General features: G+C 67.3%; 17 protein-coding genes. 9 read left to right on the top strand and 8 right to left on the bottom strand.

The features are described from left to right. The 7 genes from ACE3QW_RS14205 to ACE3QW_RS14175 all read left to right on the top strand — a co-directional run. A partial coding sequence (locus ACE3QW_RS14205) for a 2-oxo acid dehydrogenase subunit E2 (RefSeq protein ID WP_374251974.1) occupies positions 1–861 on the top strand: 861 nt, incomplete at its 5' end. A gap of 147 nt (positions 862–1,008) precedes the next feature. Continuing rightward, positions 1,009–1,245, top strand: coding sequence for a YdcH family protein (locus ACE3QW_RS14200; protein WP_024279097.1), 237 nt, complete (start codon positions 1,009–1,011; stop codon positions 1,243–1,245). A 98-nt stretch (positions 1,246–1,343) separates the two neighbouring features. After that, on the top strand, positions 1,344–1,979 hold the full coding sequence (locus ACE3QW_RS14195) for a nucleoside 2-deoxyribosyltransferase (protein WP_374251972.1): 636 nt from the start codon (positions 1,344–1,346) through the stop codon (positions 1,977–1,979). Beyond that, complete coding sequence (gene lpdA, locus ACE3QW_RS14190) at positions 1,972–3,387, top strand: dihydrolipoyl dehydrogenase (protein ID WP_374251970.1); 1,416 nt, start codon at positions 1,972–1,974, stop codon at positions 3,385–3,387. Before ACE3QW_RS14195 ends, lpdA begins: the two co-directional genes overlap by 8 nt. A gap of 269 nt (positions 3,388–3,656) precedes the next feature. Next, positions 3,657–3,935 (top strand): GlsB/YeaQ/YmgE family stress response membrane protein, encoded by a 279-nt coding sequence (locus ACE3QW_RS14185; RefSeq protein ID WP_029558464.1) that lies wholly within the window; start codon positions 3,657–3,659, stop codon positions 3,933–3,935. 124 nt (positions 3,936–4,059) lie between these two features. Then, a complete protein-coding gene (gene lipA / locus ACE3QW_RS14180) occupies positions 4,060–5,013 on the top strand; it encodes a lipoyl synthase (protein WP_374251968.1) in 954 nt (317 codons plus the stop codon). A gap of 1 nt (position 5,014) precedes the next feature. Further along, positions 5,015–5,473, top strand: coding sequence for a type II toxin-antitoxin system RatA family toxin (locus tag ACE3QW_RS14175; RefSeq protein ID WP_374251967.1), 459 nt, complete (start codon positions 5,015–5,017; stop codon positions 5,471–5,473). Here the strand turns inward: ACE3QW_RS14175 and ACE3QW_RS14170 are convergent. The 8 genes from ACE3QW_RS14170 to ACE3QW_RS14135 form a co-directional block, all read right to left on the bottom strand. Further along, positions 5,455–5,868, bottom strand: a complete 414-nt coding sequence (locus ACE3QW_RS14170) for a rhodanese-like domain-containing protein (protein ID WP_374251965.1) — start codon at positions 5,866–5,868, stop codon at positions 5,455–5,457. The two genes, ACE3QW_RS14175 and ACE3QW_RS14170, sit on opposite strands and share 19 nt — an antisense overlap. 157 nt (positions 5,869–6,025) lie before the next feature. Continuing rightward, complete coding sequence (locus ACE3QW_RS14165) at positions 6,026–7,126, bottom strand: branched-chain amino acid ABC transporter substrate-binding protein (protein ID WP_374251963.1); 1,101 nt, start codon at positions 7,124–7,126, stop codon at positions 6,026–6,028. Positions 7,127–7,366: 240 nt separating this feature from the next. Continuing rightward, on the bottom strand, positions 7,367–8,467 hold the full coding sequence (locus ACE3QW_RS14160) for a branched-chain amino acid ABC transporter substrate-binding protein (protein ID WP_029558468.1): 1,101 nt from the start codon (positions 8,465–8,467) through the stop codon (positions 7,367–7,369). Positions 8,468–8,591: 124 nt separating this feature from the next. Continuing rightward, positions 8,592–9,050, bottom strand: coding sequence for a DUF6867 family protein (locus ACE3QW_RS14155; RefSeq protein ID WP_374251960.1), 459 nt, complete (start codon positions 9,048–9,050; stop codon positions 8,592–8,594). A 1-nt stretch (position 9,051) separates the two neighbouring features. Further along, positions 9,052–9,825, bottom strand: a complete 774-nt coding sequence (locus ACE3QW_RS14150) for an ABC transporter ATP-binding protein (protein ID WP_374251958.1) — start codon at positions 9,823–9,825, stop codon at positions 9,052–9,054. Beyond that, complete coding sequence (locus ACE3QW_RS14145) at positions 9,822–10,757, bottom strand: ABC transporter ATP-binding protein (protein WP_374251956.1); 936 nt, start codon at positions 10,755–10,757, stop codon at positions 9,822–9,824. Before ACE3QW_RS14145 ends, ACE3QW_RS14150 begins: the two co-directional genes overlap by 4 nt. Continuing rightward, positions 10,757–12,211 (bottom strand): high-affinity branched-chain amino acid ABC transporter permease LivM, encoded by a 1,455-nt coding sequence (livM, locus tag ACE3QW_RS14140; RefSeq protein ID WP_374251955.1) that lies wholly within the window; start codon positions 12,209–12,211, stop codon positions 10,757–10,759. The genes ACE3QW_RS14145 and livM overlap by 1 nt, the downstream gene beginning before the upstream one ends. Beyond that, positions 12,211–13,128: a branched-chain amino acid ABC transporter permease gene (locus ACE3QW_RS14135; protein WP_029558474.1), complete on the bottom strand. Its 918-nt coding sequence runs from the start codon at positions 13,126–13,128 to the stop codon at positions 12,211–12,213. The genes livM and ACE3QW_RS14135 overlap by 1 nt, the downstream gene beginning before the upstream one ends. Positions 13,129–13,492: 364 nt before the next feature. On the opposite strand from ACE3QW_RS14135, the gene ACE3QW_RS14130 reads away from it, so the two are divergent. Continuing rightward, on the top strand, positions 13,493–14,557 hold the full coding sequence (locus ACE3QW_RS14130; protein WP_374251953.1) for a bile acid:sodium symporter family protein: 1,065 nt from the start codon (positions 13,493–13,495) through the stop codon (positions 14,555–14,557). 145 nt (positions 14,558–14,702) lie between these two features. After that, positions 14,703–15,221, top strand: coding sequence for a (2Fe-2S)-binding protein (locus ACE3QW_RS14125; RefSeq protein ID WP_374251951.1), 519 nt, complete (start codon positions 14,703–14,705; stop codon positions 15,219–15,221). Positions 15,222–15,282 lie beyond the last annotated feature (61 nt).

The following is a 15,282-nucleotide window of genomic DNA, read 5'->3' as shown; positions in this document are numbered from 1 at the left end:
CGCGACCTGGAGGGTGCACAGCCCGGCGCGAAGCCGGCCGCGGCGCCCGCACCGGCTGCGGCTGCTGCGGCCCCTGCGGCGGCGGCTCCCGCGCCCAAGGCGACGGCTGCTCTCACCGGTCCCACGGCGGATCAGGTGAAGGCCATGTTCGAGGCCGGCACCTACGAGGAAGTGCAGCTCGACGGCATGCGCAAGACCATCGCGCGTCGTCTGGTGGAGAGCGAGCAGCTCACCCCGCACTTCTACCTGACGGTGGATTGCGACCTCGACGACCTCATGGCCCTGCGCGAACAGGTCAATGCCAATGCGTCGAAGGACAAGGACGGCAAGCCGTCCTACCGCGTCTCGGTCAACGACTTCATCATCAAGGCGCTGGCGCTCGCGCTCCAGAAGGTGCCGGCGGCCAACGCCGTGTGGGCCGAGGACCGCATCCTGCGCATGAAGCACTCGGACGTGGGCGTCGCTGTCGCCATCGATGGCGGCCTCTATGCCCCCATCGTGAAGAAGGCGGAGCAGAAGACCCTCTCCACCATCTCCAACGAGATGCGCGACCTCGCCGCGCGTGCCCGCACCAAGAAGCTGAAGCCGGAGGAATATTCCGGCGGCTCCACCTCGGTGTCGAACCTCGGCATGATGGGGATGCGCAACTTCACCGCCATCATCAACGCGCCGCAGTCCTCCATCCTCGCGGTGGGTGCCTCGGAGCAGCGGGCGGTGGTGAAGGGCGGCGAAGTGAAGGTCGTCACCCAGATGACCGTCACCATGACCTGCGACCACCGGGTGATGGACGGCGCGCTCGGCGCGGAACTCCTCAGCGCGTTCAAGGGCTTCGTCGAGAAGCCCATGGCGATGCTGGTCTGAGGTCGCAGCTGACGCGACTTCGCCGGCGCGAGGCCTGCGCCTCCGCCGGCCGGACCGGGCTGCGGCAGATCAAATCCTGCCGCAGCGGAGCAGTGTAGCTGCGGGGCAGCGGCGCCTGGTGCCGTTCGACCCCAGAAAGGAAAAACAATGAGCCACACGCCCCACGAGCTCGCCGCCGACTTCCCGGAATATGCCGAGAAGATCCAGGCGCTGAAGCTCTCCGATGCTCATTTCGCCAAGCTCCACGAGGCCTATCACGAGGTGAACCGTCAGGTGCACCGGGCCGAGACCGACGTGGAGCCCACCGGCGACGAGGAGATGGAAGCCATGCGCCGCGAGCGCATGCGCCTCAAGGATGAGCTTTTCGCCATCCTCACCAAGTGAGGGGCTGAGGGGGCAGGGTTCCCGCCCCGGTGCAGCCTGACCCCTCTCCCGCTTGCGGGGGAGGGATCGAACGGGGAACGGAAGGACCAGCCCACCCGATGAAGCTCTATCTCGCCGGCCCGGAGGTGTTCCTCGACGATGCGCGCGAGATCGGCCGGCGCAAGGTGGAGTTGTGTGCCCGCCACGGGTTCACAGGCCTGTTTCCCCTCGATGGCGAGATCGCCCTCGATGCGACGGGCGGGATTTCCGCCACCGCGATCTTCTCCGCCAATGTGAGCATGATGCGGACCGCCGATGCGGTGCTCGCCAACCTCACGCCCTTTCGCGGCATTAGTGCCGATCCCGGCACGGCCTTCGAGGTGGGTTTCGCCTTCGCCCTCGGCAAGCCGGTGGCTGCCTATTCCAATCATCCCGGCGAGCTGAAGCACCGCGCCCGCGCCACCATCGGCGCCGCGCCGGAGGGGCCGGACAGCCTGATGGCGGATGGCCTCCATGTGGAAGACTTCGGCCATTTCGACAATCTCATGCTGGCCGAGGCGCTCCATGCCTGCTGCCTGCCGGTGATCCAGGCCGACGCCCCGGCCGAGGATCCCTTCCGCGACCTTTCCCTGTTCGAGGAGGCGCTTTTGCGCCTCGCCGAAGCCCACGCCGGCGGCCGCCTCGGGACGCCCCGATCCCCATCACGACCAGAGCCCGCCGCAACAGCGCGCGGCGAGGAGACCTTCCATGGCTGATACCTACGACATCATCGTCATCGGCGGCGGGCCGGGCGGCTATGTGGCCGCCATCCGCGCGGCGCAGCTCGGCTTCAAGACCGCGGTGGTGGAGAAGAGCCACCTCGGCGGCATCTGCCTGAACTGGGGCTGCATCCCCACCAAGGCGCTGCTGCGCTCCGCCGAGATCTACCACTACATGGAGCACGCCAAGGACTACGGCCTCTCCGCCGAGAAGATCGGCTTCGATGCGGCGGCCGTGGTGAAGCGCTCGCGCGGCGTCTCCTCCCAGCTCGCCACCGGCGTCGGCTTCCTGCTCAACAAGAACAAGGTGGACGTGATCTGGGGCAAGGCCACCTTCACTGCCCCCGGCAAGCTCAAGGTCGAGGCCAGCCCGAGCCCGCCCAAGAACGCCAAGGGCGGCGGCGACTACACCGCCAAGCACATCATCGTCGCCACCGGCGCCCGCCCGCGCGCGCTGCCGGGCCTCGAGCCCGACAAGAAGCTGATCTGGACCTATTTCGAGGCCATGGTGCCCGAGAAGATGCCCAAGAGCCTGCTGGTCATGGGCTCCGGCGCCATCGGCATCGAGTTCGCTTCCTTCTACCGCACCATGGGCGTGGACGTGACAGTGGTGGAGGTGCTGCCGCAAATCCTCCCCGTGGAGGACGAGGAAATCGCCGCCATCGCCCGCAAGCGCTTCGAGAAGCTGGGCATGAAGATCATGTCCGGCGCCAAGGTCACGGGTGTGACCAAGCACGCCGACAGCCTCACAGCCCATGTGGAGGATTCCAAGGGCGCCAAGCACGACATCACCGTGGACCGGATGATCTCGGCCGTGGGCGTGGTGGGCAACGTGGAGGGCCTCGGACTGGAGGCCATCGGCGTGAAGATCGAGCGCGGCATCATCGTCGCGGACGGCTATGGCCGCACCAGCGTGCCCGGCGTCTATGCCATCGGCGACATCGCCGGCCCGCCCATGCTGGCGCACAAGGCCGAGCATGAGGGCGTGATCTGCGTCGAGACCATCAAGGGACTCCACACCCACCCCATGGATAAGCTGAAGATCCCCGGCTGCACCTATTGCACGCCGCAGATCGCCTCCGTGGGCCTCACCGAGAAGAAGGCCAAGGAGGCCGGTCGCGAGATCAAGGTCGGCCGCTTCCCCTTCATCGGCAACGGCAAGGCCATCGCGCTCGGCGAGCCGGACGGCCTCGTGAAGACCATCTTCGATGCCAAGACCGGCGAACTGCTGGGCGCCCACATGGTGGGCGCGGAAGTGACCGAGCTGATCCAGGGCTTCGTCATCGCCATGAACCTCGAGACCACCGAGGAAGACCTCATCCACGCCGTGTTCCCGCACCCCACCCTGTCCGAGATGATGCACGAGAGCGTCATGGCGGCCTACGGGCGCGCGATCCACGTGTGAGGGAGTGTATCCCGGCCGAGCGCAACGGCACGTGAGTGCCGAGGAGCGAGAGCCGGGATCCAGCGCAAGGACTTCGCCGAAGGCGGCTCTTTCCTGCCGCCCACGCTTGTGTCCGCTGCGCGGGAGTCTTGCGCTGGACCCCGGCTCGGCGCTCCGGCTGCGCCGTCGCTGGTCCGGGGAACCGGAGCGGTACCGCTCGCCACGCGGAGCCGTTGGCGGCATGATCCAGACGCGCCCGCGCTTCTGCGGGCGTGTCCAAGGGGGCCATCATGGACCAGCAGACCTACGCGTTCCTGAGCCAGCCGGGCGTCGGCTTCTTCTCGCTCATCATCATCGGCATCATTGCCGGCTGGGTGGCGGAGCGGGTGACGGCCAGCAATCACGGCCTGCTGACGAACCTCCTCGTCGGCGTGGCCGGCGCCTTCATCGGCGACAAGCTGGCCGGCGTGCTGAACGTGCCGGTGCACGGCTTCTTCCGCACGCTGATTGCCGCCATCGGCGGCGCCATCATCCTTCTGTGGGTGTGGCGGGCGATCAGGTCGCGCTGACGAACGGCCCACGCCGGGGTATGCCGGCCCTGCGGCGGCCTCCCTTCCGGGGCGCCGCGCAGGATATTATGTTGCAGGATCGCAGGCACCGTCATGGCGCCCTGCCGGGTATGGAAGTTCGCACATGGTCACGGTGATCGACACGCGGGAACGGCCCCGCCATCCGGAGAAGGCGCATCGGCCGGAAACCGAGGTGCTGCGCAAGCCGGAGTGGATCCGGGTGAAGGCGCCGGGCTCGGCCGGCTGGTCGAAGACCGCCGGCATCGTGAAGGAGCACGGGCTCGTCACCGTGTGCGAGGAGGCGGGCTGCCCCAACATCGGTGAGTGCTGGGAGAAGAAGCACGCCACCTTCATGATCATGGGCGACACCTGCACCCGCGCCTGCGCCTTCTGCAACGTGCGCACCGGCCTGCCCGACGCCCTCGACCGGGACGAGCCGCAGAAGGTGGCGGATTCCATCGCCAAGCTGGGCCTCTCCCACGCCGTCATCACCTCGGTGGACCGGGACGACCTCGCCGACGGCGGTGCCGAGCATTTCGCCCGCACCATCGCCGCCATCCGCAAGGCGAGCCCGAAGACGACCATCGAGATCCTCACCCCCGACTTCCTGCGCAAGGACGGCGCGCTGGAGGTGGTGGTCGCCGCGCGGCCGGACGTGTTCAACCACAATCTGGAGACGGTGCCCTCGCGCTATCTCTCGGTGCGGCCGGGGGCGCGCTATTTCCATTCGCTGCGGCTGCTGCAGAAGGTGAAGGAGCTGGACCCGTCCATCTTCACCAAGTCCGGCATCATGGTCGGCCTCGGCGAGGAGCGGCCCGAGGTGCTCCAGCTGATGGACGACCTGCGCTCGGCGGACGTGGATTTCATCACCATCGGCCAGTATCTCCAGCCCACCCGCAAGCACCACAAGGTGGAGCGCTTCGTGACGCCGGACGAGTTCAAGGCCTATGAGACGGTGGCCTACGCGAAGGGCTTCCTGATGGTCTCGGCGAGCCCGCTCACCCGCTCGTCCCACCACGCGGGCGACGATTTCGAGAAGCTGCGCGTCAACCGCGCGGCGCGGCTCGGACGGGCCTGACGTGCCCTCCTTCTCCAACAGCCGTCGCGTCAGGCATTCCGCCGCAAACATGTTCGACCTGGTGGCGGACGTGGAGCACTATCCCGAGTTCGTGCCGCTCTGCCAGGCGCTCCGCGTGAAGCGCCGTACCAAGTCGGACGAGGGCGTGGAAATCCTCGTGGCGGACATGACGGTCGCCTACAAGCTCATCCGCGAGACCTTCACCTCGCGCGTGACGCTGGACCGGCCCCGCCTCGTCATCCACGTGGAATATCTCGACGGCCCCTTCAGCCGCCTCGACAACCGCTGGGAGTTCGTGCCCCAGGGCGACGGCGCGTGCGACGTGAAGTTCTTCATCTCCTACGAATTCCGCTCGCGCACGCTGGGCATGCTCATGGGCGCCATGTTCGACGCGGCCTTCCGCCGCTTCGCCGATGCGTTCGAGAAGCGGGCGGACGAGGTCTACAGGACGGTCGGGTAGGCGGACGGCGCCTCCAACGGCGCACCGGCCTCGCGCAACGCCTTGAAGCCGCCTTCCACATGGGCGACCGGCTTCAGCCCCATGTCCTGCGCCGTCGCGGCCGAGAGCGCGGAGCGCCAGCCGCCGGCGCAGAAGAAGACGAACGCCCGGTCCTCGCCGAACACCGGCTTGAAATAGGGGCTTTCCGGGTCGATCCAGAATTCCAGCATGCCGCGCGGGCAATGGAAGGCGCCCGGCACGCGGCCCTCGCGCTCCAGCTCGCGCGGGTCGCGCAGGTCCACCAGCAGCGCGCCCTCGGCGGCGCGGCGCAGCGCCTCCTGCGGCGTCACCGTCTCCACCTTCGCATTCGCCTCGGCGAGGAGGGCCTTGTAGCCGCGGGTGATGGTCTGGGGCATGGGCGTCCTCCGGCTAAGTCCCGCACGGCGTGTTCCCCTCTCCCCTCGCGGGAGAGGGGCCGGGGGTGAGGGGGAGGGGGCTCACCGCCCCCTCATCCGGCGCGCGGCATGCACCGCGATCCACCTTCTCCCGCGAGGGAAGAAGGGAGCAGGCGGCCTACAGCTCGCTGTAGCCGCCGTCCTTCCACTCATAGACCACGAAGTCGGGCTTGGTGATATCGCCCTTCTTGTCGAAGGAGAGCGGGCCAAGCACCGTCTGGAAGGTCATGCCGGTGTGGATCTGCGCGGCCACCTTCTGCGGGTCGAGGGATTTCGCCGCCTCGGCCGCCTGCTTGATGACCTGCATGGCGGCATAGGAATAGAGCACGTATCCCTCGGCATCGATGCCCTTCGCGGTCATGGCTGCCACGATGCCCTTAGCCGCCGGGTTCTTGCGCGGATCGGGGCCGAAGGTCATCAGCGTTCCGGTGCCGCCGGTACCGGCGATGGACCAGAATTCCTTGTCGGCCAGCGCGTCGCCGCCCATCAGCACGGTCTTCAGGCCCTGGTCGCGCATCTGGCGGACGATCAGCCCGGCCTCGGGGTGCAGGCCGCCGTAGTAGATCACGTCGACGCCGGCCGCCTTCATCTTGGAGACGAGGGCCGAATAGTCCTTCTCGCCGGGGTTGACGCCCTCATACATCACTTCCTTCACGCCGGCCTTGTTGAGGGCCTTCTGGGTCTCGTCGGCGAGGCCCTTTCCGTAGGGCGACTTGTCGTGGACGATGGCGATCTTGCCGCTCTTGAACTTCTCGGCGAGGAAGGCGCCCGCCACCGGCCCCTGCTGATCGTCGCGGCCGGCAGTGCGGAACGTGTTCCACAGCTTGCGCTCGGTGTAGGCGGGATTGGTGGAGGCGGGGCTGATCTGCAGCACGCCGGCATCGGCATAATCCGATGACGCGGCAATGGAGATGCCGGAATTGACGTGGCCGATGACGAAGGTCGCGCCGTCGGTGATGAGCTTGTTGGCCGCCGCCACGCCCTGCTCGGGTTTGCCGCCGTCGTCGGCCACCAGAAGCTCGATCTTCTGCCCGTTGATGCCGCCGGCGGCGTTGATGTCGTTCACCGCCTGCTCGACGCCGGTCTTCATCTGCGCGCCGAAGGCGGCGATGGAGCCGGTGAGCGGCCCGGCGGCCGCGATCTTCACATCGGCCCGCGCGGCGGGCGCGAGGACGAGGCCGGCGCAGACGGCAAGCGCGGCGAAGGAAAGCCTGTTCATCCCGATCCCCTCGAAATGAGTGTGAAAGTCTGGCGCGGGGCCGTTGATCCGGCCTTCGCACGCCGGGCTTCGGGCGCATGGGACGCGCCTTGCCCTTGTGGCAACATGATTGCCAAAGCGGGGTCCGAAGACAAGCGCGCCACGGAACGGCGCGATGCCGAAGTTTGGCTCAAACGAAGAAGCCTGCGCCAGGGGGGCGCAGGCTTCGGATTTTTCACGCGTCGATTGAAGTACAGGGCATCACAGCTCGCTGTAGGTGCCGTCCTTCCAGACGTAGACCACATAATCGAGCTTGGTGATGTCGCCCTTCTTGTCGAAGGTGAGCGGGCCGAGCACGGTGTCGAACTTCATGCCCGAGTGGATCTTCTCGGCCACCTTCTTGGGGTCGAGGGACTTGGCCGCCTCGGCCGCCTGCTTGATGACCTGCACGCCGGCGTAGGAGTAGAGCACGTAGCCCTCGGGATCGATGCCCTTGGCCTTGAACTTGTCCACGATGGCCTTGGCCGCCGGGTTCTTGCGCGGGTCGGGACCGAAGGTGGTCAGGGTGCCGGTGGCGCCGTCGCCGGCGATGGACCAGAACTCCTTGTCGATCATGCCGTCGCCGCCCATGAGGACGGTCTTCATGCCCTGGTCGCGCATCTGGCGCACGATCAGGCCGGCTTCCGGATAGAGGCCGCCGAAATAGACGAGGTCGGCGCCGGTCGCCTTGATCTTGGAGACCAGGGCCGAATAGTCCTTCTCCTTCGGGTTGATGCCCTCGTAGAGAACTTCCTTCATGCCGCCCTTGTTGAGGGCCTTCTGGGTCTCGTCGGCGAGGCCCTTGCCGTAGGGCGTCTTGTCGTGGACGACGGCGATCTTCTTGCCCTTGAAGTTCTTCAGGATGTAGGCGCCGGCCACCGCGCCCTGCTGGTCGTCGCGACCGCAAGTGCGGAAGGTGTTCCACATCTTGCGCTCGGTGAAGGTCGGGTTGGTGGAGGCGGGGCTGATCTGCAGCACCCCGGCCTCTTCATAGTCCTGCGAGGTCGGGATCGAGACGCCGGAATTGTAGTGGCCGATGACGAACTTGGCGCCGTCGGTGATCAGCTTGTTGGCCGCCGACTTGCCCTGCTCCGGCTTGCCGCCGTCGTCACCCACCAGGAACTCGATCTTCTGGCCGAGGATGCCGCCGGACGCGTTGATGTCGACGATGGCCTGCTCGGTGCCGTTCTTCAGCTGGGCGCCCACGGCGGCGAGATCGCCGGTGATGGGGCCGGCGACGGCGATCTTCACCTGCGCCTGGGCCGGCGCCGCCAGGGCGAGGCCGGCGCCGAGCGCCAGCGACGCCATCAAAAGCTTCTTCATGCCTTGTCTCCCCTTCTGCACCCTGCCGGCGTCACGACCGGCCGGGGTGAATCCGTTGGCGGCGCATTGTGCCGCAATCACGGGTCGAGTCGATCCCTCTCACGAGGGTAACCGCGCCCGCCGTTCAGTCTCCGTCAGGCCGGCGTGGACGCCACGCCACATGGCCCTCGCGCTCGTACATCCAGCCGTATTGCACCGTCATCTGCCGCTGCCGCATGGCGCGGAAGCCGAGCGTCGCGATGGAGGCGAGCAGCACGAATTCCACCACCAGCGGCTCCAGATCGAACAGCGTCGCCTGGAACAGCGCGAAGTGGCAGAAGCGCACCGCGCAGGCGAGCAAGGCGCAATAGGCGACGAGATGGACGTAGGATTCCCAGGAGCGCGCCACCGCCTTGCCGGTGAGCCACGCCGCCCCGCCGCCGAGGAACAGCGTCACCAGCAGGAAGTCGCCCAGCGAGGCGCCGATCAACTCGTGGGGCCAGATGAACAGGGCCGCCAGCAGCACCACCAAGGCCACCAGAGGGCCGATGAGCATGGGGGAGGTGATGCGGCCGGGATCGCGCGCGGCGTCTTGTGCGGTCACGTCAGCGCCCCCCTTCCAGATAGGCGGCGCGCACCTCCGGCCGGGCGAGCAGCTCCGCGCCGGTGCCGGACATGGTGACGAGGCCGTTCACCATCACATAGCCGCGGTGGGCGAGCTTCAGCGCGTGGAAGGCGTTCTGCTCCACCAGGAACACGGTCAGCCCCTCGGTGCGGTTGAGCATGCGGATGGCATCGAAGATCTGCCGCACCACCAAGGGCGCGAGGCCGAGGGAGGGCTCGTCCAGCAGCAGTAGGCGCGGCCGGCTCATGAGGGCGCGGGCGATGGCCAGCATCTGCTGCTCGCCGCCGGAGAGCGTGCCGCCGCGCTGCTCGATGCGCTCCTTGAGGCGCGGGAACAGCGTGAACATGCGCTCCAGATCCTCGGCGAAATGGGCGTTGCCGTCGATGGCGGCGCCCATCTGCAAATTCTCGTAGACGGTCATGCGCGGAAAGATGCGCCGACCTTCCGGAGACTGGGCGATCTTGAGCCGCATGATCTCGTGGGTTGGCAGGCTGGTGATGTCCCGTCCGGCATAGACGATACGGCCATCGCGGGCGCGGGGGCTGCCGCAGATGGTCATCATCAGGGTGGACTTGCCGGCCCCGTTGGCACCGATGAGGGTGACGATCTCCCCCTCGTTCACATCGATGTCCACGCCCTTGAGCGCGATGATGTTGCCGTAATAGGCGGTGACGCCGGACACGCTCAAGAGCGGCGCCTTGCGCGCGGCGGGAGCGGGGGCGGCGGCGGTTTCCGTGGCTGTCTGCGCGCTCATGCCCCGGCCTCCACCACGGCGACGGCCTCTTCCTCGTCCTCGACGCCGAGATAGGAGGCGATAACGCGCGGATCGTTGCGCACCTCGTCGGGCGTGCCGTCGGCGATCTTGGAGCCGTATTCCAGCACGACCACGTGGTCCGAGATTTCCATCACCACCGACATGTCATGCTCGATGAGCAGGATGGACGCCTGGTGCTCGCGCCGGATGGACAGCAGCAGCTCGTTCAGCGCCGCGGATTCGCGCGGGTTGAGGCCGGCGGCGGGTTCGTCGAGGCAGAGCAGCACCGGGTCCGTGCACATGGCACGGGCGATCTCGAGGCGCCGCTGGTCGCCATAGGGCAGGTCGCCGGCCGGATCGTCGGCGCGGTCGACGAGGCCGATCTTGTTGAGCCAGTAGAGCGCGCGGTCGACGGCGCCCTTCTGCTTCCGCTGCCAGGACGGCAGGTTCAGGATGGCGACGGGATTCATGAGGCCGGAGGTGGTCAGCGACATGTGCTGCGCCACCAGCAGGTTTTCGAGGATGGTCATGCCCGAGAACAGGCGGATGTTCTGGAAGGTGCGCGCCACCCGTGCCCAGGAGGCGACCTTGTGGTCCGGCAGGCGCTCCAGCAGATAGAGCGCGCCGGCCTGCGACTTGCCCCAGGGAAGGCCCGAGGCGGTGACGCCGTCCACTTCCGCCCCGCTCGCCGGGCCGCCATGGAACAAGGCGAGGCGGCCGGTGGTGGGTTTGTAGAAGCCGGTGATGCAATTGAAGACCGTGGTCTTGCCCGCGCCGTTGGGGCCGATCACCGCCGTCACCTCGCCGCGCCCGGCGACGAAGGAGACGTCGTTGACCGCGACGAGGCCGCCGAAGCGCATGGAGAGGTGATCGACCCTCAGGATCTGGTTGGTTTCCCAGGTCCGCGCCGGGGAGAGGGGCTCGCCGACCATCAGCCGTGCCCTTCCTTCACCAGCGACCCCGATACCGCCTTGCGCTGCTTCAGGAAAACGGTGGGCATGCGGCTGGAGACGAGGCCGCGCGGACGCCACACCATCACCGCCACCATGGCGAAGCCGAAGATGAGCATGCGGTAGAGGGAGGGGTCGAAGTCCGGACCGAACAGGAAGTCGGCCTTGAGGAAGGAGAGGTTGCGCAGAAGCTCCATGCCACCGATGAGCAGGATCGCCGCGCCGGCGACCCCCATCTGCGATCCCATGCCGCCCAGCACCACGATGGCGAGGATCACGGCCGATTCCATGAAGGTGAAGCTCTCGGGCGAGACGAAGCGGATGCGCACCGCGAAGAAGGCGCCGGCGAAGCCGCCGAACATGGCGCCGGTGGCGAAGGCGGTAAGCTTGGTCAGCGTGGTGTTGATGCCGAGCGAGCGGCAGGCGATCTCATCCTCGCGCAGCGCTTCCCACGCCCGGCCCACCGGCATCTTCCGGAGGCGGATGGTGACGACGGCGGTGAGCGCCGCGAGGCCCAGGATGACGAAATAGAGGAAGATCATCCGGTGCATGGAGTTGAACTCCAGCCCGAAAATGCTCGCGAACCCGGTGTCGGAGGAATCGAACGGCACGCCGAAGAAGGTGATGGGCGGGATGGAGGAGATGCCCGCGCCGCCGTTGGTCAGCGACACCCAGTTGATGAGCACGAGGCGGATGATCTCGCCGAAGGCCAAAGTGACGATGGCGAGATAGTCGCCCCGCAGCCGCAGCACCGGGAAGCCGAGAATGACGCCCCACATGGCGGCGAGGATGCCGGAGAGGGGCAGGCAGATCCAGAACGCCCAGGCGGTCCAGAATCCGTCGCCCAGCGTGCCGGCGAAGAAGTCGTTGATGGGCACGCTGGTGGAGAGCAAGGCGAAGGTGTAGGCGCCCACCGCATAGAAGGCGACGTAGCCAAGGTCGAGCAGGCCTGCGAGGCCCACCACGATGTTGAGGCCCCAGCCGAGCATCACGTAGGTGAGCACATAGATGCCGAGGTCCACCCAGTAGCGGCTTGGGCTCAGCCCGCCGGCCATGAGGATGGACAGGAACGGGTAGAGGATGGCGAAGCTGAAGAACACCGGCTTCACCGCCGGCGCCGCCAGAGCGCCGATCCGGGCCATGGCGCCGGGCGTGGTGGAGACGCGGCGGGGCGGGCGGTTCGGGTTCCACACCGTGACCATGAGCAGGAAACGGCCCACCATCACGATGCCGGCGAAGATGGCGACGAGGCCGAACCGGTAGGTGAGGACCAGCGAGCCGGTGCCCGATTCGCTGGCGCGAAAGCCCACCAGCGGGGTCAGCAGGAGCGCTGTCAGCAGGCCGCTGACGATGGCGTCCTTGAGGGCGCCGGTCACAGCGGAGGGGCGCGCGTCCGCAGGCGGCGCGGTGGTTTCGGCGGCCGGATCGGACGCCATCACACCTTCTCCACTTCCGGCCGGCCGAGCAGGCCCTGCGGCAGGAAGATGAGCGTGACCACAAGGATGGAGAACGCCGCCACATCCTTGTATTCAATGGAGAAATAGGCGGACCAGAAGGTCTCGATGAGGCCGATGAGGATGCCCCCCAACACCGCGCCCGGCAGCGAGCCGATGCCGCCCAGAACCGCGGCGGTGAAGGCCTTCACGCCCGGCACGAAGCCGTCCGCGAAGTTCACGACGCCGTAGTACATGAGGTACATCACGCCCGCGACGGCAGCGAGGGCGGCGCCGATGACGAAGGTGAGGGCGATGGTCTGGTCCACGTTCACGCCCAGGAGCGCCGCCATCTTGCGGTCCTGTTCGCAGGCGCGCTGGGCGCGGCCGAGGGAGGTCTTCTGGACGAGATACCAGAAGCCCGCCAGCAGCACCGCCGTCACCACCATGATGATGATCTGCTTGTAGGCGAGCGTGACCTGATAGCCGTCGTTCTCCATGACGACGATCACGTCCGTCACCATGGGCGGCAGCGGCTTGTTGCGCGGGCCCTGCGCCACCTGCACGAAATTGGAGAGCAGGATGGACATGCCGATGGCCGAGATCATCGGCGCCAGCCGGAACGAGCCGCGCAGCGGCCGGTAGGCCACCCGCTCGATGGTCCAGCTCACGAGGCCGGTGAACAGCATCGCCACCACGAGGGTGATGGCGAGAATGACGAAGATGGAACTCAGCCCGACGAGGGTGGTCAGCACCAGAACGCAGATGAGCGCGATGAAGGCGCTGACCATGAACACGTCGCCGTGGGCGAAGTTCACCATTCCGATGATGCCGAAGACCATCGTGTAGCCGATGGCGATCAGTCCGTAGATCGACCCCAGGGTCAATCCGTTGATGAGCTGCTGGAGGAAGACATCCATCCGCCGCTTGAACCCCTCTGTTCGGGCGCCTCTTATCTCATCGTGCCCGATGATTGTGCGCTGCCGTATTTGAGAGTCATAACCCGGCCCCTCGGCCGACACAATTGCGTCGCGAAGCCCGTCAACGGGAGCTTTCTGCCAAGCTTCGTCTGCCTTTATTTCGCTCTTGCAGGGGCGGGCGCAGGCAGATACCTTTCTGGTATATTGTCGACACCAAGATCGGCGCAGCCGTAGCCGGGCATCTCGGATGCTTAGGTGGCGGAAGAAGCGGAGCCTTTCCGCGCCTCAGGCGCAGCGGGTTCCGATGGGGACGGGAAGCGGCCGCGGGGAGGGGACATCATCCCCACGCCTCGTCACATGGCTCATGTTGTCACGACTGAAGCTCGATCCCTTTCTCGTCGCCCTCGCCACCACCGTCGTCCTTGCCCTCGCCTGGCCTAAACCCGGCGTCACCGGCGGCATCCTCCACGCCGACAAGGCGGCGACGTGGGGCGTGGCGGTCATCTTCCTGCTCTACGGCGTCTCGCTGTCTCCACGGCGACTGATCGAGAGCGCCGCGCGCTGGGACCTGCACCTTGTGGTGCAGGCCACAACCTTCCTCGTCTTCCCGGCCGTAGTGGCGGGCGCGCTGGCGCTGGCCGGCGGGCTGTTTCCCGAGCCGCTCGCCATCGGCTTCTTCTTCCTCGCGGCGTTGCCCTCCACGGTGTCATCCTCGGTGGCGATGACCTCGCTGGCGCGGGGCAACGTGCCGGTGGCGATCTTCAACGCCTCCATCTCCAGCCTCATCGGCGTGTTCGCCACCCCGGCCCTGATGGCGTGGTATCTCCACGCGGTGGGGGGCGGGATGGATCTCGGCGCGGTCATCCTGAAGCTGGTGACGCTGGTTCTCCTGCCGCTGGCCATCGGTCAGGCGTTGCGCCCGCTCCTGCTCAAGACGGTGGAGCGCCACCGGGCTTTCGTGAAGGCGGCGGACCGGGTGGTGATCCTCGCCATCGTCTACAACTCGTTCTGCGACAGCGTGGTCTCCGGCGTGTGGAACGGACTTAGCCCGCTGCTGCTGGCCGAAGTGATCGTCGCCGTCGTCGGCCTGTTCGCGGTGGTCTATGCGCTGACACGCGGCGTCTGCCATCTGATGGGCTTTTCCGCGCCGGACACGGTGGCGGTGGCCTTCTGCGCCTCCAAGAAGTCGCTGGCGACGGGCCTGCCCATGGCGCACGTGATGTTCGGCGCGGCGCCGGCGCTGTCGCTCATCATCACGCCCATCATGCTCTACCACTTCCTCCAGCTAGTCATTGTCGGCGTCATCGCCAACCGCTTCGCCTCCCGGACCGATGCGCTGGCGATGATCGAGGCCGAGGAGAGCGAGCCCTCGCTGATCGCCGAGGACGACGCCTTGCCCCTGCCGGAGCCCGCGCGCACGAGAGCGTGACGGGTTCCCCATCGGAGCACCCCCGTCTTGACCGCGTCACCGGCGCGGTCCCACATTGGAGGAATGAAAAACGGCCGGCCGCCGTGATAGCCGGACGCGGGGACGAACCCCGCGCCGGAGAGGCGCCGGCTCAGGGAGGTGAGGCATGTCCGAGGCGACGACCATCGTTCGCGTCCCCGTCCGTCTGACCGTGAACGGCAAGTCCGTCTCAGCCGAGATCGATCCGCGCATTCTCCTGGTGCAGTTCCTGCGCGAGACGCTGGACCTGACGGGAACGCACGTGGGCTGCGACACCAGCCAGTGCGGGGCCTGCGTCGTGCATCTCGACGGGGTGGCGGTGAAGTCCTGCACCACGCTCGCCGTGCAGGCGGACGGCGCGTCCGTCACCACCATCGAGGGGCTGGCGACCGGCGGAAAGCTGCACCCCATGCAGGAAGCCTTCCGCGAAAACCATGGCCTGCAGTGCGGCTTCTGCACGCCGGGCATGATCATGAGCGCGGTGGATCTCGTGGCCCGCTTCGGCCCGAACCTCGACGAGGCGACCATCCGCGAGAACCTCGACGGCAATATCTGCCGCTGCACGGGCTATCACAACATCGTCAAGTCGGTGGCCGCGGGCGCCGCCGCCATGGGCTCCGCCGAGGCGCCGCGCGCCGCCGAATAGGCGGCTGCCGCGCCCCGTCCGCCACGCATTTCGCAGACATTGCGCGCCCGCAAAAGGGCGG

The sequence above is a fragment of the Xanthobacter sp. genome (genome assembly GCF_041911315.1).
Classification (GTDB): Bacteria; Pseudomonadota; Alphaproteobacteria; order Rhizobiales; family Xanthobacteraceae; genus Xanthobacter; species Xanthobacter aminoxidans.
The sequence above is the reverse complement of the archived record's forward strand: the minus strand, read 5'-3'. Positions and strand labels throughout refer to the sequence as shown.